21 protein-coding genes and 2 pseudogenes are annotated in these 19,288 nt (G+C 73.0%); 13 read left to right on the forward strand and 10 right to left on the reverse strand.

The window, feature by feature from the left end:
* Positions 1 to 40: 40 nt before the first annotated feature.
* The 8 genes from ABZ573_RS22680 (at position 41) to ABZ573_RS22715 (ending at position 8,051) form a co-directional block, all read left to right on the forward strand.
* Positions 41 to 802, forward strand: coding sequence for a maleylpyruvate isomerase family mycothiol-dependent enzyme (locus ABZ573_RS22680; protein WP_327029673.1), 762 nt, complete (start codon positions 41 to 43; stop codon positions 800 to 802).
* Between the two features lie 242 nt (positions 803 to 1,044).
* Positions 1,045 to 2,346, forward strand: a complete 1,302-nt coding sequence (locus tag ABZ573_RS22685) for an extracellular solute-binding protein (protein ID WP_358120685.1) — start codon at positions 1,045 to 1,047, stop codon at positions 2,344 to 2,346.
* Between the two features lie 75 nt (positions 2,347 to 2,421).
* Positions 2,422 to 3,432, forward strand: coding sequence for a sugar ABC transporter permease (locus ABZ573_RS22690; RefSeq protein ID WP_151452995.1), 1,011 nt, complete (start codon positions 2,422 to 2,424; stop codon positions 3,430 to 3,432).
* A complete protein-coding gene (locus tag ABZ573_RS22695; RefSeq protein WP_132230775.1) occupies positions 3,429 to 4,262 on the forward strand; it encodes a carbohydrate ABC transporter permease in 834 nt (277 codons plus the stop codon). The genes ABZ573_RS22690 and ABZ573_RS22695 overlap by 4 nt, the downstream gene beginning before the upstream one ends.
* Positions 4,259 to 5,629, forward strand: a complete 1,371-nt coding sequence (locus ABZ573_RS22700) for a GH1 family beta-glucosidase (protein WP_327029675.1) — start codon at positions 4,259 to 4,261, stop codon at positions 5,627 to 5,629. Before ABZ573_RS22695 ends, ABZ573_RS22700 begins: the two co-directional genes overlap by 4 nt.
* Positions 5,630 to 5,646: 17 nt before the next feature.
* Positions 5,647 to 6,651 carry a LacI family DNA-binding transcriptional regulator gene (locus ABZ573_RS22705; RefSeq protein ID WP_132230773.1) on the forward strand — a complete coding sequence of 335 codons (1,005 nt, stop codon included), beginning with the start codon at positions 5,647 to 5,649 and terminating at the stop codon, positions 6,649 to 6,651.
* Positions 6,652 to 6,751: 100 nt separating this feature from the next.
* Positions 6,752 to 7,153 (forward strand): RidA family protein, encoded by a 402-nt coding sequence (locus ABZ573_RS22710; RefSeq protein WP_358120750.1) that lies wholly within the window; start codon positions 6,752 to 6,754, stop codon positions 7,151 to 7,153.
* Position 7,154: 1 nt separating this feature from the next.
* Positions 7,155 to 8,051 carry a GNAT family N-acetyltransferase gene (locus ABZ573_RS22715; RefSeq protein WP_358120690.1) on the forward strand — a complete coding sequence of 299 codons (897 nt, stop codon included), beginning with the start codon at positions 7,155 to 7,157 and terminating at the stop codon, positions 8,049 to 8,051.
* 69 nt (positions 8,052 to 8,120) lie between these two features.
* Here the strand turns inward: ABZ573_RS22715 and ABZ573_RS22720 are convergent, their stop codons facing one another.
* The 4 genes from ABZ573_RS22720 to ABZ573_RS22735 form a co-directional block, all read right to left on the reverse strand.
* Positions 8,121 to 8,636, reverse strand: a complete 516-nt coding sequence (locus tag ABZ573_RS22720; protein WP_358120693.1) for an O-acetyl-ADP-ribose deacetylase — start codon at positions 8,634 to 8,636, stop codon at positions 8,121 to 8,123.
* A gap of 1 nt (position 8,637) precedes the next feature.
* Positions 8,638 to 9,429, reverse strand: coding sequence for an EI24 domain-containing protein (locus tag ABZ573_RS22725; RefSeq protein WP_151452990.1), 792 nt, complete (start codon positions 9,427 to 9,429; stop codon positions 8,638 to 8,640).
* 78 nt (positions 9,430 to 9,507) lie between these two features.
* Positions 9,508 to 10,311, reverse strand: a complete 804-nt coding sequence (locus ABZ573_RS22730) for a MerR family transcriptional regulator (protein WP_151452989.1) — start codon at positions 10,309 to 10,311, stop codon at positions 9,508 to 9,510.
* Positions 10,304 to 10,840, reverse strand: a complete 537-nt coding sequence (locus ABZ573_RS22735) for a hypothetical protein (RefSeq protein WP_327029679.1) — start codon at positions 10,838 to 10,840, stop codon at positions 10,304 to 10,306. The genes ABZ573_RS22730 and ABZ573_RS22735 overlap by 8 nt, the downstream gene beginning before the upstream one ends.
* Before the next feature lie 149 nt (positions 10,841 to 10,989).
* Here ABZ573_RS22735 and ABZ573_RS22740 point away from each other — a divergent pair, with 149 nt between their 5' ends.
* The gene (locus ABZ573_RS22740; protein WP_151452987.1) at positions 10,990 to 11,976 is read left to right on the forward strand and encodes a YafY family protein; all 987 of its coding nucleotides are present in this window, start codon (positions 10,990 to 10,992) and stop codon (positions 11,974 to 11,976) included.
* Here ABZ573_RS22740 and ABZ573_RS22745 read toward each other — a convergent pair.
* Positions 11,967 to 12,881: an SDR family oxidoreductase gene (locus ABZ573_RS22745; protein ID WP_151452986.1), complete on the reverse strand. Its 915-nt coding sequence runs from the start codon at positions 12,879 to 12,881 to the stop codon at positions 11,967 to 11,969. The genes ABZ573_RS22740 and ABZ573_RS22745 overlap by 10 nt on opposite strands.
* Positions 12,882 to 12,957: 76 nt before the next feature.
* On the opposite strand from ABZ573_RS22745, the gene ABZ573_RS22750 reads away from it, so the two are divergent.
* The 3 genes and pseudogenes from ABZ573_RS22750 (at position 12,958) to ABZ573_RS22760 (ending at position 14,950) form a co-directional block, all read left to right on the forward strand.
* Positions 12,958 to 13,653: a nucleotidyltransferase domain-containing protein gene (locus ABZ573_RS22750; protein ID WP_358120753.1), complete on the forward strand. Its 696-nt coding sequence runs from the start codon at positions 12,958 to 12,960 to the stop codon at positions 13,651 to 13,653.
* A 93-nt stretch (positions 13,654 to 13,746) separates the two neighbouring features.
* Positions 13,747 to 13,890: pseudogene (locus ABZ573_RS22755) on the forward strand (CGNR zinc finger domain-containing protein); the annotation flags it as partial.
* A 157-nt stretch (positions 13,891 to 14,047) separates the two neighbouring features.
* Positions 14,048 to 14,950, forward strand: coding sequence for a GNAT family N-acetyltransferase (locus ABZ573_RS22760; protein WP_358120700.1), 903 nt, complete (start codon positions 14,048 to 14,050; stop codon positions 14,948 to 14,950).
* 46 nt (positions 14,951 to 14,996) lie between these two features.
* Here ABZ573_RS22760 and ABZ573_RS22765 read toward each other — a convergent pair whose 3' ends face one another.
* The 5 genes and pseudogenes from ABZ573_RS22765 to ABZ573_RS22785 form a co-directional block, all read right to left on the reverse strand.
* Positions 14,997 to 15,734: an alanyl-tRNA editing protein gene (locus ABZ573_RS22765; protein WP_358120703.1), complete on the reverse strand. Its 738-nt coding sequence runs from the start codon at positions 15,732 to 15,734 to the stop codon at positions 14,997 to 14,999.
* Between the two features lie 11 nt (positions 15,735 to 15,745).
* Positions 15,746 to 16,633, reverse strand: a complete 888-nt coding sequence (locus tag ABZ573_RS22770; RefSeq protein ID WP_327029750.1) for an alpha/beta hydrolase — start codon at positions 16,631 to 16,633, stop codon at positions 15,746 to 15,748.
* Positions 16,630 to 16,944, reverse strand: coding sequence for a DUF2516 family protein (locus ABZ573_RS22775; RefSeq protein WP_151452982.1), 315 nt, complete (start codon positions 16,942 to 16,944; stop codon positions 16,630 to 16,632). The genes ABZ573_RS22770 and ABZ573_RS22775 overlap by 4 nt, the downstream gene beginning before the upstream one ends.
* Before the next feature lie 69 nt (positions 16,945 to 17,013).
* Positions 17,014 to 17,814 carry a hypothetical protein gene (locus ABZ573_RS22780; RefSeq protein WP_358120707.1) on the reverse strand — a complete coding sequence of 267 codons (801 nt, stop codon included), beginning with the start codon at positions 17,812 to 17,814 and terminating at the stop codon, positions 17,014 to 17,016.
* Between the two features lie 125 nt (positions 17,815 to 17,939).
* A pseudogene (locus ABZ573_RS22785) lies at positions 17,940 to 18,431 on the reverse strand (helix-turn-helix transcriptional regulator); the annotation flags it as partial.
* Between the two features lie 164 nt (positions 18,432 to 18,595).
* Here ABZ573_RS22785 and ABZ573_RS22790 point away from each other — a divergent pair.
* A complete protein-coding gene (locus tag ABZ573_RS22790; protein WP_151452979.1) occupies positions 18,596 to 19,237 on the forward strand; it encodes a GNAT family N-acetyltransferase in 642 nt (213 codons plus the stop codon).
* Positions 19,238 to 19,288: the final 51 nt, after the last annotated feature.

Consider the following 19,288-nt stretch of genomic DNA (forward strand, 5'->3'; position numbering starts at 1 on the left):
GGCGCCCACTGGTGGCCCGGTCACCCCCGGGAGGATGGCGATGAGCAGACTGCACGCAACGAAGGACTTCTGGTTGGGAGCGCTCCGGGCGGAGGGCCCGGCGTTCGCCGCCGCCGTGGCGGAAGCCCCGCCGGAGACACCGGTGCTGTCCTGTCCCGGCTGGACAGTCGCCGACCTGACCCTGCACCTCACCTCCCTCTACCGCTGGGTGCACTCGTTCGCGGGCACCGGCGCGGCCACCCCCTCGCCCGGCGGGTCCGAGCCGGTCGAGCTGGAGCCGGGCGTCGCCCCGCTCCAGCTCTGGCAGCAGGCGTACGACCGGCTGATGACCCTCTTCGACGGCCTCGACCCGGAGGCCCCGGCGTGGAACTGGGCGCCGCAGCCGAAGAAGGCGGGCTTCTGGCCGCGCCGGATGGCGCACGAGACCGCGGTGCACCGGTGGGACGCCCAGCTCGCCATCGCGGCGGGCGAGCCGGTCGAGGCGAAGCTCGCCGCCGACGGGGTGAGCGAGATCCTGGACACCTGGCTGCCGGCCGGTCGGCGCCGCACGGCCGGCCAGTGGCGCGGGGTGGTGCAGATCTCCGCCGTCGACGCCGGTCAGGAGTGGTTCCTGCGGCTGCGCGGCGAGGGCGTGGCGCTGCTCGACACGGCCACCATCTTCGACCACGACGACCACCACGCGCGGGCGCAGGTCAGCGGCACCGCGAGCGACCTGCTGCTGGCGCTCTGGGGCCGGGTCGGCCTCGACACGCTGGACGTGGCCGGCGACCGGGCCCTGCTGGAGGGCCTCCGCGTCGGCTGATCCACCGCCGCGCGGAGCCGGGCCCCGAGGGCTCCGCGCAGTTCCCACCGCACGTACGACGAGAGTGGCCGCCCGGCACAGGCGGCCACTCTCTTTGCGTCCGGTCTCGATCCGCAACCAGCGGAGAGCGCTCTCTTGACACCGGACCGGACCAACCACCACCCTGTCGTGAGAGCGCTCTCTCAGCTCTGCTCCACCACCTGCCTCACCACCTCAGACGACCTGAGAGGGGTCCGACCGATATGGGTGTCTTTCCGCGCCGCCGCCTGGCGGCGGTGGCCCTCGTCGCCGCCACCGCGCTGTTCGCCACCGCCGGCTGCGCCGGCGACGAACCCGCCAAGGACGGCAAGATCACGTTGACCGTGGACGTGTTCAGCCAGTTCGGCTATGAAGAGCTCTACAAGGAGTACATGGCCAGCCACCCGAACGTGAAGATCGTCGAGCGTGGCACCGGCACCAACCTCGACGACTACTCGCCGAAGCTGACCCAGTGGCTCGCCGCCGGCAAGGGCGCGGGCGACGTCGTCGCCATCGAAGAGGGGTTGATGGTCGAGTACAAGGCCAACCCCGACAACTTCGTCAACCTGCTCGACCACGGCGGGGCCGAGCTCCAGGGCAACTTCCTGGAGTGGAAGTGGAAGGGCGGGATGACCCAGGACGGCAAGCTGATCGGTCTGGGCACCGACGTCGGCGGCATGGCCATGTGCTACCGCACGGACCTGTTCGCCAAGGCCGGCCTGCCCACCGACCGCGAGGCCGTGTCGAAGCTCTGGCCGACCTGGCAGGACTACGTCAAGGTCGGTGAGCAGTTCAAGGCGAAGAACACCGGCGCCTCGTTCCTGGACGCCGCGACCAACATCTTCAACACGATCGTGCTCCAGACGGCCGGCAACGCGCAGGGCTACCACTACTACGACACCAGCGGAAACCTGGTGGTGGACAGCAACCCGGCGGTACGGCAGGCCTGGGACACCACCATGGACATCATCGACTCCGGCCTCTCCGGCAAGTACGGCTCCTGGTCCGAGGAGTGGGTGTCGGCCTTCAAGCAGGCCAAGTTCGCCACCATCGCCTGCCCGGCCTGGATGATGGGCGTCATCGAGGGCAACGCCGGCGCCGAGGCCAAGGGCAAGTGGGACATCGCCCGGGTGCCCGGCAACGGCGGCAACTGGGGCGGCTCGTGGCTCGCCGTGCCGACCCAGAGCAAGCACCGCGCCGAGGCGATCGAGCTGGCGAAGTTCCTGACCAGCGCCAAGGGCCAGATCGGGGCGTTCAAGGCCAAGGGCCCGCTGCCCTCCTCGCCGCAGGCGCTGGCCGACCCCGCGATCGTCGACGCCAAGAACGCGTACTTCTCCGACGCCCCCGTCGGGCAGATCTTCGGCGAGGGCGCCAAGACGCTGAAGCCCGTCTACATGGGGCCGAAGAACCAGGCCGTCCGCACCGAGGTCGAGAACGCCGTCCGGACGGTGGAACTGGGTCAGCGCAAGCCCGACCAGGGCTGGACGGACGCGGTCAACAACGCGAAGAAGGCCGCCGCCAAGTAGCCCGAGCCGGAGTGCGGGCGGGAGGGCGCCGGGGGCGCCGGTCCCGCCCGCACCCGGGAAAGGAGTGGTCCGGGCATGACCGTCCAGCTCGACCCGCGCCCGCCGGTCGCACCGGCGCCCCGCACCGGTCGACGCACACCGGCGATGCGGTTCAGCCGCCTCGACACGAAGTACTCGCCCTACCTGTTCATCGCCCCGTTCTTCGTGCTCTTCGGGGTGTTCGGGGCGTACCCGCTGATCTACACCTTCTGGGTCTCCCTGCACGACTGGGACCTGCTCGGCAGCAACCACCCGTTCGTCGGGCTGGAGAACTACAGCCGGCTGCTGGAGGACCCCGACTTCTGGCACGCCGTCGTCAACACCCTCGGCATCTTCGTCATCTCCACCGTCCCGCAGTTGCTGGCCGCGCTCTGGCTGGCCAACCTGCTCAACCGGCAGCTGCGGGCCCGGACGACGTTCCGGATGGCGGTGCTGATCCCGAACATCACGTCGACGGCAGCGGTCGCGATCGTCTTCGGGGTGCTCTTCGGCCGCGAGTTCGGCATGGTCAACTGGCTGCTCGACCTGGTCGGGATCGACGCGATCGAGTGGAAGTCGAACCGGTTCGCGTCCTGGGTGGCCATCTCCACCATGGTCGACTGGCGGTGGACCGGCTACAACGCGCTGATCTTCCTGGCCGCGATGCAGGCCATCCCGCGCGACCTCTACGAGTCGGCCGCCATCGACGGGGCCGGCCGGGCCCGCCAGTTCTGGTCGATCACCGTGCCGCTGCTCAAGCCGACGATCATCTTCACCGTCATCATCTCCACCATCGGCGGGCTCCAGCTCTTCACCGAGCCCCGGCTGTTCCACTCCGGAACCAACCCGATCCGGGGCGGAACGCTACGGGAGTCGCAGACCGTGACCATGTACATGTTCGAGAACGCCTTCGCGCCCCACTACAACTTCGGCTACGGCTCGGCGGTGGCGTGGCTGCTCTTCGCCCTGATCGCGGTCGTCGCGGCGATCAACGTGCTGCTCCTGCGCCGGCTCGGCGGCGCGAAGCCCCCGAAGGATCACGCGAAGTCGAAGGAGGGAGCGCGATGACCCGCCTCTGGGCCGCCAGCCGGCTCACCTACGCCGCGCTGATCGCCGCCGGGGTCCTGTCGATCTTCCCGATCTACTGGATGTTCGTGGTGGCGAGCCGCTCCAACGACGCGATGGGCCAGCTGCCACCACCGGTCACCCCCGGCGGCAACTTCGGCGCGAACGTGTCCCGGCTGCTGAACAACACCGACGCGTACTTCGTCGCCGGCCTGGTCAACTCGGCGATCGTGGCGGTCACGGTCACCGTCTCGGTGGTCTTCTTCTCCACGCTGGCCGGGTTCGCCTTCGCCAAGCTGCGGTTCCGGGGACGCAACGCGCTGCTCATGGTGATCATCGCGACGATGATGGTGCCCACCCAGCTCGGCGTCATCCCGCTCTACCTGCTGATGACGAAGCTGAACTGGAACGACCGGCTGCCGGCGGTGATCGTACCGGCCCTGGTCACCGGCTTCGGGGTGTTCATGATGCGGCAGTACGCCGGCCAGGCGGTCAGCAACGAGCTGATCGAGGCGGCCCGGGTGGACGGCTGCAACACCGCACGGATCTACTGGAACGTCGTGCTGCCGGCACTGCGCCCGGCCGCCGCCGTGCTGGGGCTGCTCACGTTCATGACCACCTGGAACGACTTCCTGTGGCCGTACGCTGTCCTCAACGACCCGGAGAACCCCACCGTGCAGCTCGCCCTGCGCACGCTGTCCGACGGGTACTACACGGACATGTCCCAGGTGTTCACGGGAACGGCCATCGCCACCCTCCCGCTGTTGCTGGTCTTCGTCCTGTTCGGCCGCCAGATCATCGGCGGCATCATGGAAGGTGCGGTCAAGGCGTGAGCACTCTGCGATTCCCCGACAACTTCGTCTGGGGGGCGGCCACCGCCGCGTACCAGATCGAGGGGGCGGCCACCGACGACGGTCGCGGCCCGTCGATCTGGGACACCTTCAGCCGTACGCCGGGAAAGGTCCACCACGGCCACACCGGCGACGTCGCCTGCGACCACTACCACCGCTACGTCGACGACGTGGCGCTGATGGCGGAGCTGGGGCTGAAGGCGTACCGCTTCTCGGTGGCCTGGCCCCGGATCCAGCCGGACGGCACCGGCCCGGTCAACCCGCGCGGCCTGGACTTCTACGACCGGCTGACCGACACGCTGCTGGCCCGGGGCATCGACCCGATCGTCACCCTCTACCACTGGGACCTGCCGCAGGCCCTCCAGGACCGGGGCGGCTGGACCAACCGCGAGACCGCCGAGCACTTCGCCACGTACGCCACGGCGGTGCACACGCGGCTCGGCGACCGGATCCGCACCTGGACGACCCTCAACGAGCCGTGGTGCTCGGCCTACCTCGGCTACGGCAACGGGGTGCACGCCCCCGGCGAGCAGGACGCGGGCGCGGCCTTCACCGCCGTACACCATCTGCTGCTCGGGCACGGCCTGGCGGCCCGCGCGCTGCGCGCGGCCGGCGCGCAGACCGTCGGGATCACGGTCAACCCGGCCGACGTACGCGCGGCCGACCCGGACAGCGCCGCGGACGCGGCGGCGGTCCGCCTCGTCGACGGCCTGCACAACCGGATCTTCCTCGACCCCCTGCTGCGCGCGGCCTACCCCGACGACGTGCTGGAGCACGTGGCCCGCATCGTCGAGCCGACGTTCATCCGCGACGGCGACGAGAAGCTGATCGCCGCCCCGATCGACCTGCTCGGCGTCAACTACTACGCCCCCACCTACGTCGCCGGCCGGCCGGACGGCGCGGGCGGCAGCGCCTACCCGGGCACCGACGGCGCGGTGGAGTTCCTCCCGCCGACCGGGCCGCTGACCGACATGGGGTGGATGATCGAACCGGCCGGGCTGACCCGGCTGCTGGAACGCATCGCCACGGACTACCCCGGCGTGCCGCTGATGGTCACCGAGAACGGCGCGGCGTTCCCCGACAAGGCCGACGCCGACGGTGCCGGGCAGGTGATGGACGCGGACCGCATCGCCTACCTCGACGGGCACCTGCGCGCCGTGCACGAGGCGATCTCCCGGGGCGTGGACCTCCGGGGCTATCTCGTATGGTCGTTACTCGACAACTTCGAGTGGGCCGAGGGCTACCGTCGACGGTTCGGCATCATCCACGTCGACTACCTGACGCAGCGACGCACACCGAAGTCCAGCGCCCGGTGGTACCAGGAGGTGATCTCCCGGAACGGGCTGTGACGAGGGTGGTAACGGGGATGACGACGGCGCAGCGGCCGACGCTGGAAGCAGTGGCCCGGCGGGCGGGCGTCTCGCGGGCAACCGTGTCCCGGGTGGTGAACGGCTCCACGACGGTCGCCGAGCCCATCCGGGACGCGGTCCGCCGGGCGGTGGCCGAGCTGGGGTACGTGCCGAACCTGGCCGCCCGCAGCCTGGTCACCCAGCGGACCGACTCGATCGCCCTGGTGCTGCCGGAGGCCGCCACCCGGGTCTTCTCCGACGACCAGGTCTTCCCCGGGATCATCCGGGGCGCGGCGCAGGAGCTGGAGGCGGCCGACAAGCAGCTCGTGCTGATGCTGGCCGGCTCGCCCGCCGGCCACGACCGGGTCGAGCGCTACACGACCGGGCGACACGTCGACGGGGTGCTCTTCGCCTCGCTGCACGGCGAGGACCCGCTGCCCGGCCGGCTCGCCCGGCTGGGCATCCCGGTCGTGTGCAGCGGCCGGCCGCTCGACGGCGCCGACGTGCCCTACGTCGACGTCGACCACGTCGGCGGGGTGGCCACGGCGGTGCGGCACCTGCTCGACAGCGGACGCCGCCGCATCGCCACCATCGCCGGCCCGCAGGACATGGTGGCCGGCATCGAGCGCCTCGCCGGCTACCGGAACACGGTCGCCGAGGCCGGCCTGCCGGAGCTGGTGGCGACCGGCGACTTCACCCGCGAGTCCGGGGCGACGGCCATGCGGCAGCTCCTCGCCGAGCACCCCGACCTGGACGCCGTCTTCGCCGCCTCCGACCTGATGGCGCACGCCGCCCTGCGGGCGCTGCGCGAGGCGGGGCGGCGGGTGCCGGACGACGTGGCGGTGATCGGCTTCGACGACATCGAGACGGCGGCGTACACCGAGCCGCCGCTGACCACCGTCCGGCAGCCCATCGTGCAGCTGGGCCGGCAGATGACCCGGCTGCTGCTGCGGCTGGCCGCCGGCGAGGCCATCGAATCCGTGGTGCTCCCCACCGAGCTGATCCTCCGCGAGTCGGCCTGAGGTGCAGGGAAGGGTCCCTTCCTGACGCCCCCGCCCGACGAGCGCCGGAGTTAATCCGTGGAGGCGCTGTGCGGGCGCCGGTAGCGTCGCGCGCGTGACCGTGAAGCTGATCCGCGTACCCGCCCTCTCCGACGTCGCCGAGTACGCGTACGCGGCCACGGTCGAGCCACCGGCCCGGCTGGTGTTCACCGCCGGCGCCTGCCCGCTCGACGCCGAGGGGCGGACCGTCGCGCCCGGAGACCCCGTCGGACAGGCCCGGCAGGTGATGGCCAACCTGGAGACCGCCCTCGCGGCGGCCGGGGCCCGACTCACCGACGTCGTCAAGACCACCGTGTACGTGGCGTCGTCCCGCCAGGAGGACCTGGTGGCCGTGTGGGAGGTGGTCCGGGACGCGTTCGGCGACCACGAGCCGCCCAGCACCCTGCTCGGGGTGGCCGTGCTCGGCTACTCCGACCAGCTCGTCGAGGTCGAGGCCGTCGCAGCCGTACGCGGGGAGAACTGACGTGAAGATCCGGACCGCCCGCCCCGACGACGCGCCCGCCGTGGTGGCGATGCGTGCGATCGTGCACCCCTACCTGGTGCGCGGCGTCGAGTCGACCCGGCAGATGATCGCCCAGCCCCCGCCCGGCGAGCAGTGGACCGCGTACGTCGCCGAGGTCGACGACGCCGTGGTCGGCTGGGTGTCGGCGTACCGCAACGACCGGACCTCGGAGCCCGACGTCGGCGAGATCTCCACCCTGCACGTCCACCCGGAGCACCGGCGCCGGGGCGCCGGCACCGCGCTGCTGACCGCCGCGCTGGGGCACCTGCGCGACATCGGGGCGCGCCGGATCCGTACCTGGGCGCTGCCGGAGTCGCTGCCGTTCGCCCGCCGGCACGGCTTCACGCCGAGCCGGGAGATGCGCTACTCGGCCCTCGACCTGCGGCCGGCCCCGCCGATGCCGGAGTCGCCGCCGGGCGTACGGCTGCTTGCGCTGACCGACGTCGAGCCGCGTCGGGTCTACCTGACCGAGGTGGCGGCGGCGGCCGACGAGCCGGAGGACGTGCCCGCCGACGCGATCAGCTACGAGAGCTGGCGCTCCGAGATCTGGGACAGCCCGGGCCTGGACCGCGCGGCCAGCACGGTGGCGGAAATCGGCGGCGAGGTGGCGTCCTTCAGCCTCGTCCAGCGCGACGGCGACCGGATGTGGTCGGACTACACCGGCACGCTGCCGACGCACCGGGGGCGTGGGCTGGCCCGCCTGGTCAAGGCGGCGGCGCTGCACCGCGCCGCCGCCGGCGGCGTACGCGTCGCCTACACCTCGAACGACGAGGCGAACGCGCCGATGCTGGCGGTCAACGTCGGGCTCGGCTACCGCCCGGTCGGTTCGAGCTGGTCCTGCCTGCGCGAGCCTTCCTGACGGTCCGATTCGGCCGACGGCCCGCACCGAGGTCCAGGGCCAGCCGGCGGCCCGCCCCGAGGGCCGGGGTCAGCCGGCGGCCCGCACCCGCTGGGCGACCGCCAGGGTCTCGGCGCCGAAGAGCACCAGCCGGGCCTCGGTGACGTGCGCCGGGGTGGCCGAGCCGAGCACCGACAGGGCCTGCCGTACGGCGTCCTCGACCGGCCAGCCGTAGACGCCGGCCGAGATCAGCGGGAACGCCACGGTGCCCGCGCCCAGCTCGTCGGCGACCCGCAGGCTGTTCGCGTAGCAGTCGCGCAGCAGCGCCGAGCGGTCCTCGTCGGCCGACCAGACCGGCCCGACCGTGTGCACCACCCAGCGGGCCGGCAGGTCGCCCGCGGTGGTGGCCACCGCCCGGCCGGTCGGCAGGCCCCGGCCGTACCGGGAGGCGCGCAGCGCCCGGCACTCGTCGAGGATGGCCGGCCCGCCCCGCCGGTGGATGGCGCCGTCCACTCCCCCGCCGCCGAGCAGCGACGAGTTGGCGGCGTTGACGATCACGTCCACCCGCTGCGTCGTGATGTCGCCCCCGACCAGGGTGATCTCCACGTCAGCCCTCTGTGACGGACTGGCCGAGCGAGCGGCGGGCCAGCAGGGTCGCCCCGGCGACGGCGGCCGGCATGACGAGCACCGCGCCGAGCGGGATCAGGAAGCAGACGAAGACCGCCACGCCGAAGCCGAGCGTGGTCGGCCGGTCCGCCTTGAGGTGCGCCCGCCGCTCCGGCAGCCGCATCCCGCGCCGGTAGAAGGGGGCTCCGACCAGCTCCACGGCGAGCAGCCAGCCGCCGACCGCCGCCCCGATCACCGGCACCACGGTCTGGCCGACCACCGGGATGAAGCCGGCGGCGAAGAGCGGGATGCCGAAGAGGATCGACAGGCCCACCAGCCGCACCGAGTCGGCGATGCTGCGCCGCAGCGACGGCCAGAACGGCACGTCGACCGCGCCGGGCGTGCCGCCGAGGCGCTCCTCGACGCGTTCGGAGATCTTCTCGTAGAACGGGTCGCCGATGACCAGGGTGACGGCGGTGAAGGTGACCACCGCGAGCAGGCCGCCGAGGCCGAGGAAGGCCAGCCCGGCGATCACCCGGACGAGGCTGCGCCCGGTGGTCGACCAGTCGTCGGCGAACGGCGTGACCAGCGCGGCCAGGTCCTCGACGAAGTACGCCAGGGTGGCGAACGCGGCCACGAAGATCGCGCCCGAGATCAACGCCGGGATGACGCCGAGCAGCATCAGCCCGGGGCTGCGGACGTAGAGGCCGAGGCCGCGCAGGAGCAGGCCCACGCCGGTGAAGAACCGGCCGGCGGCGCCGGTCACGGGCGCGGCGATGCGGGGTGCGTTCACGACCGCAGAGCCTAGTTGTACCCGGTCATGAGGGTCATCGCAGCCAGCCGACTGACGGCGGGCCTCCGGACCCGCGCTCTACTGCCAGGTGGCGGTGTCGGGGTCGATGTCGTGGGCGCGTGCGCTGGCGTCGATGCTCTGCCGGAACCACGTGGTGAGGCCGGCACGGATGCCGTCGTAGTGGGCGGCGAATGCCGGATCGGCCTCGTACCTGCGGCCGAGACAGACCTGCATCTGCCTGGTGAGGGGAAAGTACGAGGAAAAGACCTCGCGGTGCCGCTCGACGAGTCGATTCGCCTCCGGGCTGCCAGGGGTGACCCCGGCGTCCATCGCGTCGCCGAGGGCACGGTCGAGGTCGGCAACGGTGTCGGCGACGGCCTGCCATTCCTCCGGGCTGCGAGAGGCTGCGCGTTCGGCGTACTGCTGCCACTGCGTCGTGTCTCCGTAGCGGTGACGGGCCTGGGCGTGCCGGTCCGGGTCCCACTGGGGGCCGAAGATCGCGGCCTGCTGCTCGACGGTCAGCAGCAGGCCGCGCTCGTGGGCGTCGATCATGCGATCCAGTCCGGCGCTGAGCTGCTGGAGACGGTCGATCCGCTGGGCGACCTGGATGCGCTGCGCGCGCAGTGCGCCGGGCACGTCCGCGGTCGAGTCGTCCAGGATGGCCCGGATGCTGTCCAGACCGAGGCCGATCTCCCGGTAGACGACGATGCGGTGCAGGCGTTCCAGGTCGCCGGCGGTGTAGAGCCGGTAGCCGGCAGTCGTGCGCAGCGACGGTCGCGCCAGACCGATGTCATCCCAGTGGTGCAGCGCGCGGACCGTCACGCCCAGACGCGTCGAGACCTGGCCGACGGTCAGGCCATCGGCGTCGGTGGCATCAGGCATGCTCCGCATTGTCGCCGCGACCGCCGCCCGGTGGGGTGATCCCCATGGCTTCAAGGTTCCGCGCCTCCTGGCTGGCCGGATCGAAGGGCTTCGCCGCCGTGAAGACGATCCGTGCGTTCTCGGGGGTGATCACCTCCACGTCGCGGGTGTTCCAAGGGGTGTCCCGTGGGCCGTCGACCGAGTCCGGGTTCAATGCACGACATGCCTCGACAAGAGGATCGATCTGGCTGAGCACGCCCGAGAAGCTGAAGCTCATCGCTGGTGGCTGCGCCGGGACGCTCTCCGCCGAGCGGAGGAGCACGTCCTGGAACGCCCACCGGCGCAGGTGCACGAGCGTGCCGGGGATGCTGAACAGCTCGAAGAACCCGAGCCCACGAGTCCAGAAATCCACCGACGCCGCCAGGTCGCTCGTGGGGATCGTCACGAACGCGGGCATCCCGTAGATGCCTCGGAACGGCTCAGGCGCAACCGCGTCCGGGCCGGGATCGGGCACGGGACTCATCTCGAAAGCGTCGTAGTAGTCACTCATGTACCCCACCCTGGGGCCTTACGCAGCGTGAGGGTCAAGCCGCATCGGTGCCGGTCCTACCGCTGGCCGCGGCCAACGTCGTGGCCGCCGTACACCCGGTAGGCGGACCGCCGGCTGGGGACGTCGAGCGGGCACGGCAGGATGGATACGTGCGGGCGGCCCGGTTGATCTCGTTGGTCCTGCTGCTCCAGGCGCGGGAGACGATGACCGCGGCGGAGCTGGCGCGGGAGCTGGAGGTCTCCGAGCGGACCGTCTACCGGGACGTGCTGGCGCTCTCCGCCGCCGGGGTGCCGGTCTACGCCGACCGGGGCCGGGCCGGCGGCTACCGGCTGCTCGGCGGCTACCGGACCCGGCTGACCGGGCTGACCCGCGACGAGGCGGAGGCGCTCTTCCTGGCCGGGCTGCCCGGACCGGCGGGCGACATGGGGCTCGCCGACGCGGTGGCCTCGGCCGAGCTGAAGGTGCTCGCCGCGCTTCCACCGAGCCTGCGCGACGCGCCGGTGCGCACCGGGCAGCGCTTCCACCTGGACGTGCCGGGCTGGTTCCGGGAGGCAGGGCCGCCACCGTGGCTGACCGAGCTGGCCGGCGCGGTCTGGCGGGACCGGGTGGTCGAGCTGCGCTACCGGCGCGGCGACCGCGAGGTCGAACGGGAGGCGCACCCGTACGGGCTGGTCCTCAAGAGCGGGGTCTGGTATCTCGTCGGCCGGGTCGGCGGCGCGTACCGCACGTACCGGGTGGACCGGGTCACCCACGTCGGGGTCCAGACCGCGACCTTCGACCGGGACGCCGGCTTCGACCTGGCCGGATACTGGCGGGAGCAGGCCGAGGAGTTCCTGCGCGGCATGCTCCGGGCCGAGGTCACGATGCGGCTGAGCCCCGTCGGCCTGCGCCGGCTCCGCTTCGTCGCCGACGCCCCCTTCGCGTACGACGAGGCGCTCGCCGCGGCCGGCGAGCCCGACGGGCAGGGGTGGGTGGTGACCCGCCTGCCCGTCGAGTCCGTCGACGTCGCGTACCCCCAGTTGCTGTCCCTGGGGCCGGAGGTGGAGGTGCTCGGCCCGCCGGACCTGCGGGAGCTGATGGTCGACGCCGCCAGGCGGTCCGCCGCGGTCTACCGGGTGGCGCCCGGTCAGCGGTAGCCGGTCACGTCGGCCGGTCTGTCCGTCTCCACCACCTCGGTGATGTAGCGGAACCCGTCCGGCCGGCTGCCGTCGACGTCGGTGAACCCGTACACCTGGGACAGCTCGCCGGCTGAGACGGACGCCTGGTTCCAGCGGGCCCGGTCCTCGTCGGCGGCGAGCGCGGCGACCGCGCGCCCGACGAAGGCCGGGGTCTCCGAGATGAGGAAGTGCGGATCCTTGGCGGCGCCGTCCCGCCAGTTCTCCTCGGTGACCCCGAAGTGCTCCAGCATCGCCTCGGACCGGATCCAGCCCGGTGTCAGCGCCACGGCGGTGCCGCCGTGCGGCTTCAGCTCGTGCCCCCAGACGTACGCGAGCCGGTTGACCGACGTCTTCGCCAGGTCGTAGAAGACCGACAGCCGGTAGTGGTCGTCGTTGTACGCCTTCGTGCCGTCGCCGACCTCCACCACCAGGCCGCCGGGGCGGCGGATCAGCAGCGGCAGGGCGAAGTGGGCGGTCACGACGTGCGTGTCGATCGCCAGGCGCAGGCTGCGGAAGCCGGCCTCCAGCGGCTGCTCCCAGACCGGCTTCTCCCAGGTGGTCAGGGGATCGCCGCCCCAGATGTCGTTGACCAGCACGTCGAGGCGGCCCTGCTCGGCGTCGATCCTGGCGACGAGGTCGCGGACCTGCTCGGGGACGAGGTGGTCGACCCGGACCGCGATGCCGGTGCCGCCGGCGGCGGTGACCAGCTCGGCGGTCTCCTCGATGGTCTCCGGGCGGTCCATCTCGGAGCGGCCGGCCCGGCTACTGCGGCCGGTGGCGTAGACCGTGGCACCGGCGGCGCCGAGCTGCACCGCGATCTGCCGGCCGGCGCCCCGTGTCGCCCCGGCGACGAGCGCGATCTTTCCTGTCAGCGGTTTCGTCATGCGGCGAGCCTGTCAGCGATACCTGACAGCCGAAGTCCGGTTTCGCGAAGCCGTGTCGTCCGGCATGCTCGCCGGCATGCACCTGCTGCTCTCCGGGATCGTCGGCTCGGTCGCGTACGGGCTGGCCGGGCCGGGCTCCGACGTCGACCGGATCGGCGTCTTCGCCGCGCCCACCGTCGCCTTCCACGGGCTGCGCCCGCCCCGCGAGTCGGTGGTGACCACCGATCCCGACATCACCCTGCACGAGGCGGCGAAGTGGTGCCGCCTGGCGCTGAGCGGCAACCCGACCGCCACCGAGCTGGCCTGGTTGCCGGAGGACTGCTACGAGACCCGTACGGAGTTCGGCGACCGGCTGGTCGCCATCCGCTCGGCGTTCCTCAGCGCGCCCCGCGTCCGCGACGCCTACCTGGGCTACGCCGGCCAGCAGTTCCGCAAGCTGGAGTCCCGGGGCGACGGCACGTTCTCCGCCGACACCCGGCGGCGCACCGCCAAGCACGCCCGGCACCTGGCCCGGCTGGTGCACCAGGGCCGGCTGCTCTACGCCACCGGCGTGCTGGAGATCCGGCTCGCCGACCCGCAGTGGTTCCGCAGCTTCGGCGAGCGGGTGGCCGGCGGCGCGTTGGCCGAGGCCCGGACGCTGATCGCCGAGGCGGAGCGGGACTTCGACCGGATCCGCACCCCGCTGCCGGACCGCCCGGACGAGGCGGCCGTGGAACGCTGGCTGCTCGACGTGCGCGCCGCCCACCTGCCACCGGCTCCCGCCACGCCCTGACCCCCCGGGCCGATCCTGGCGGGGCGGCGCGGCGGACAGCCGCTGGCCAGCATCGCCCGGGACGCGGTGGACCTGTTCACCGGCCCGTACCGCGACCGCATCCGCGAGTGCGCCACGCACGACTGCTACCTCGTCTTCGTGGACACCTCGCGCCCCGGCCGGCGACGCTGGTGCGCGATGGAGCGCTGCGGCAACCGGCACAAGGTCCGCTCGCTGCGCGCCCGCCGCGCCGAGTAAACCCGTTGCCCGGCGGCCGCGGTCCGCTGTTAGGGTTCCGGCACGCCCTCGTCGAGGAAAGGGAGGTGAGCGCCGTGTCCACGACATCGCTGTGCTCCCGCCCGGCCACGAGGGCACCACGGTTCTGAGCCGGGGGCACGAAACCCGGAAGGACCTCATGACCGACCTGGTCATCCGCCCGCTCACCGCGGGCGAGGAAGCACTGTTCGACTCCCTGCCCCACACCAGGCTGGTGGGGCGCGCCGCCTTCGGCGACAACTACTCCGACATGGCCGCCGACGGCCAGTACCGTCCCGAGTGGAGCTGGGTCGCCCTGCGCGCCGGCACCGTGGTGGCCCGCGCCGCCTGGTGGGGTGGGCCGGACGACGAGTCTCCGCTGGCCCTCGACTGGCTCGACTTCACCGACCACGAGGCCGCGGTCCGGCTGCTGCGCGCCGCGCCGCTGCGGGCCGAGTACTCCCTCTCGTTGCCATCCGGCTGGCGGAACGACCCGGCCGTCCGGGCGGAGGCGCAGGCCCGGATCGACGCGGCGACCGCCGCCGGCATGTCCCCGCTGGTCGCGCGGTACCGGTACCGGTGGACGCGAGAGCACGGGCTGCCCGCCCGGCCCGGCCGGTTGGAGTTCCGCCCGGAACCCGACGACGCCGTGATCCTCGACGTGCTGCGCCGCATCGGCGAGGGGAGTCTCGACGCCCACACCCGCCGCGCCGCCGCCGAGCACGGGCCGGAGGCGGCGGCGCGGGAGGAGCTCGACCTGTTGCGCTGGCTGCCGAGCCCGCGCGACTGGTGGCGGCTGGCCTGGACGCCGGCCGGTGAACTGGTCGGCGTCACCGTGCCGGCCCGCAACCACAGCGATCCGGTCGTCGGCTTCGTCGGCGTGGTGCCCGAGCAGCGCGGGCACGGCTACGCGTACGACCTACTGGTCGAGGCCACCCACCTGCTCGTCGAGGCGGGAGTGACCGAGATCGTGGCGGCCACCGACCAGACGAACCACCCGATGGCCGCCGCCTTCGCCCAGGCGGGCTACCCGATCGAGCGGGAACGCATCGATCTCGTGTGACGGCCCGGCTCCCGGCGCCGACGACCGGCGCCGGGAGCCACCCGGTTCAGTCGGCCAGGCGTACGCGGACCCGACGGTTGGCCCGCCCCTTGCTCTCCACCTTGACCACCTGCACCTTGCCGATCTGCGCGGTGGAGGCGACGTGCGTGCCGCCGTCGGCCTGGACGTCCAGCCCGACGATGTCGACGATCCGCACCTCCTGCTCCTCCGGCGGGATCAGGTTCGACTGGGTACGGATGATGTCGGGCAGGGCGAGCGCCTCGTCGCGGGGCAGCACCCGCACGGCCACCGCCCGGTCGGCGGCGACCTCGGCGTTGACCAGCTCCTCGATGCGGCTCTTGAAGTCGGACGGCACCTCGGGCAGGTTGAAGTCCATCCGGGCCTCGCCCGGCTCCATGTTGCCGCCCGTGACGAGCGCGCCGAAGTCGCGGAACACCACCCCGCAGAGCACGTGCAGCCCGGAGTGGGTCCGCATCAGCCGGGTGCGCCGGTCGTCCTCGACCGCGCCGGTGACCGCCGTGCCGGCCGGCGGCAACGGGTCGCCCTCGACCGGGATCAGCCAGAGGTCGTCGCCCTTGCGGGTGCCGGCGATGCGGGTCTGCACCCCCTGCCAGAGCAGTACGCCGTGGTCCGGCGGCTGCCCGCCGCCGCCCGGATAGAACGCCGACCGGTCCAGCACGATGCCCTGCGCGGGATCGGCGTGCAGCACCGTGCACTCCCACTCCCGCAGTGTCGGATCGGCGAGGTCCAGCCGGTGCGTACGACCGTGGTGTGTGACGCCCATGTCAGGGCACGTTACTCGTTGAGGAAGGCGGATATCCGGCTTCGCAGGTCGGCGCGTTCCGTCCAGAGGACGCCGGGCCGGTCGTACACGTGCAGGGTGGCCCGGGGCAGCGCGGCGGCGAGCTGCTCGGCGACCTCGACCGGGTGCAGGTCGTCGCCGGCACAGCCGATCACCAGGGCCGGCGCGGTGACGGCGGCCAGCGAACCGGCGTCGCGCAGGGGTGCCTGCTCGGGCAGGCTCGCCAGCCCCGGGGCGAGCCCGTCGCGCAGGAGCTGGTCGAGGCGTTGGCGCAGGTAGGCCCAGCCGGCCGGGGTGTTGCGTACGGCGGGCGGCAGCTCGGCCTGGACCACGTCGGCCACGGCGGCGGCGTCGCCGCTCTCCACGGCCTCGAACAGGGCGGTCAGCCGGGCCCGGGCGACCTCGCCGCGCGGCCGGTCGAGCGCCGCGGGCAGGAAGACGACGAGTCGCTCGAAGCGTTCGGGGCTCTCGGCGAGCAGCCGGCAGAGCGCGCCCGCGCCGAGGCTGGCGCCGAAGGCCCGGGTGGCGCCGCCGAGGTCGGCGACCGCGCGCAGGTCGCGGGCGAGGTCCAGGTAGCTCCACGGGCCGGGCGGCGCGTCGGAGCGGCCGTGCCCGCGGAACTGGAAGAACAGCTTGCGGCCCGTCACCCCGCTGCCGAAGGGCCGGGTGGTGGCGATGCCGTTGCCCAACCCGTGGGCGAACACCGTGACCGGGTCACCCGCGCCGGTGAGGAGCTGCTCCAGGTGTACGCCGTGCGGCGTGGCGACCAGCTCGGTGTCCGGCTCCGGCAGGGCCGGTCGGCCGGTACGCGGGCCACCCGGGCCCGGCCCCCAGGTGCGGGGCCCGCCGTCCGGCGGGGGCGGCCAGCGGAAACCCCTCACCAGAAGCCTTTGCCGTCGCTCAGGTCGCGCAGCCCCACCCGGACGTCGAGCAGGTAGATCAGGCCGGCGGCGATGCCGACGAGCCCGAAGAGGCTGATCGGGCCGAAGCCGAGCAGGGTCAGCACCAGGCAGACGGCGAGGATGGCGATCCAGCCGCCCTTGGGCAGGGTGCCGATGGCGGAGAAGGCGTCGGAACGCTGGGTGATGGCGTGCACCAGGGCGATGCCCTGCACGACCAACGCGAAGACGAGCAGGATCAGCTCGATCACGTAGCGAACATCGAAGGCGAAGAGCGGCGCGGCGTAGGCCATGTCGGCAAGCTTATGCCGGTGACCCCGGATCGTCCGACAGGACGCATCCGGGGTCACCGGCGGAACGAACTACTCGGCGGCCGGGCGGGTCCGCTTGGTGGCCCGGGGCAGCTTCGCCGACGGGGTGGCGGCCGGCTCGGCGGCGGCCTTGGCGGCCTTGGTGGCCCGGGTCGTCGCCTTCTTCGCGGCGGCCGGCTTGGCCTCCAGCACCTCGGCCACGTCGGCCGGGGTCGGCACCTCGTCGGTCGCGGCCTGGGTCGGCACGTCGGTGGTCACGGCCGGGGTCGGCACGTCGGCGGTGACGGACCGCACGGTGGCCGGCTTCGCGACGGCCTCGGCCGGCTCGGTCTCGGCCCCGGTCGCCTCGATGTCGGCGTTCACGGTCTCGGCGGCCTCCAGCACGCCGGCCCCGACGACCCGCTCACCCCGGGCGACCAGCGCGACGTACGCGGCCTGCGCCCGCTCCTGCGCGGCCTGGGCGCCGGCGACCACCACGGCGGCGTTGCGGGTGGCCAGCGCACGGAGCCGGTCGAGGTCGGCGACCTCGCGCAGCCGCTCCAGGTCGGCGACCTCGCGCAGCTTGTTCAGGTCGGCGGCCTCACGCAGGCGCTTCAGGTCCAGCTCGGCCGGGACGGCCTTCTCGCGCAGGCCCTCGGCGGTCAGGTTCGCCGTACGCAGCGTGTCGTTGGCCTTCTGGCGCAGCTCGACGCCGGTGACGACGGCCTTGCCACCCAGGTCGGCGACGACCTTGGTGCCGAGGTCGGTCACCACGGCGGGGAGCTTGCGCAGCTGCTGGAGGGCGAGCTCGCCCGCGCCCGCGGCGGCGTAGATCGGGGCCGGGATGCGGCTGGTCTTCGGCTGGGTCATCACTTCTCCTCTTCGGCCGCGTCGGCGGCCTTCCGGGCCGCGTCGCGGGCGGCCTTCTTCTCGGGGGTGTCGATCGGTGCGGGGGCGGGGCCGGCCTCGGTGACGGCAACCGACTCCAGCACGGCCTCGGTCGGGGTGCCCTCCGGTGTCGTGGGGCCCGTGGCGGCGAGGTTGGCCAGGTCGGGCGCGGCCCCGACGGGATCCGGCGTGCCCGTGCCGGCGGCCTCGGCCCCGGCGGTGGGCGTCGCGCCGGTGGCCGCCGCGGTCGCCTCGGCGAGCCGCGCGTTCTCCCGGCGGAACGTCTCGTAGATCTGGGTGAGCGACTGCTTCTGCGCCATGGTCAGGTCGGGGTCGACGGAGATGGCCGCGAGCACGCCCTGGCCCTCCTTGTCGTCGAGCAGCCCCGCCCGCAGGTACATCGCGGGGGTGGAGACGCGCAGCGCGCTGGCGAGCTGCTGGAGCACCTCCGCGCTCGGCTTGCGCAGACCGCGCTCGATCTGACTGAGGTACGGGTTGCTGACCCCCGCCTGCTCGGCGAGCTGCCGCAGCGAGATCTTCGCGTTGCGGCGCAGGTCGCGAATGAACCCGCCGACGTCGGGAAGGTCCTTACCAGTGGCCATGGCCCGACGCTAACGCGCCCTGCTAGCTCCTGCAAGCAGAATGCTAACCAGAGTTAGCGACGTCTCATCCCGCCGCCCCGGCCACGCCCGCGCAGGCTTCGGCGGGCCGGTCGCCGTCGGTAAACCGGTGGCGTCACGGCGGTCCCGATCGTCACGATCAAGCCGTGCTCGCCGACCTGTGGCCCCTCTACGGCCTCACCATCTCCACGCCACGACTTGAGCTTCGCCTGCCCCGCGAGGAGGAGCTGGCGGCACTCGCGAATCTCGCGGGCCGGGGCGTGCACCGTCCGGACGAGCGCCCGTTCCTGACGCCGTGGACCGACGGCGGCCCGGAGGAGCGGGCGCGCGCCGTGTTGCAGGGGCACTGGGGCCGGCTCGCCGAGTGGAGCGACTCGGCGTGGCGGCTCGGGCTCGGCGTCTTCCGGCTCGGGAATCCGCTCGGCGTGGTCACGCTCGGCGCGCGCGACTTCCGGGTCGTCCGGCAGGTCACGACGTCGGCGTGGCTCGGGATCGAACACCAGGGCAGGGGCTACGGAACCGAGGCCCGCGCCGGCCTGCTCACGCTGGCCTTCGACCACCTCGGCGCCGATGCCGCGCTCACCGAGGTCTTCCAGGACAACCACTCGTCCCAGGGGGTGTCCCGCAAGCTCGGCTACGAGCACGACGGCATCTCCGTCGACGCCCGCGGTGACGAGGCCCTGGTGTCCGATCGCCTACGGCTCACCCGCGCGAAGTGGCGCCGACAGGAGCGGCCGGCGGCGACGGTCCACGCCGTGGCGGCCTGCCTGCCGATGTTCGGCCTCTGACCGGGATCCCCGCACCACCCGGCAGTCGCGCCTGGGGCCGCTCGCCCGACG

The sequence above is a fragment of the Micromonospora sp. NPDC007220 genome (assembly GCF_040634035.1).
GTDB lineage: Bacteria > Actinomycetota > Actinomycetes > Mycobacteriales > Micromonosporaceae > Micromonospora > Micromonospora reichwaldensis.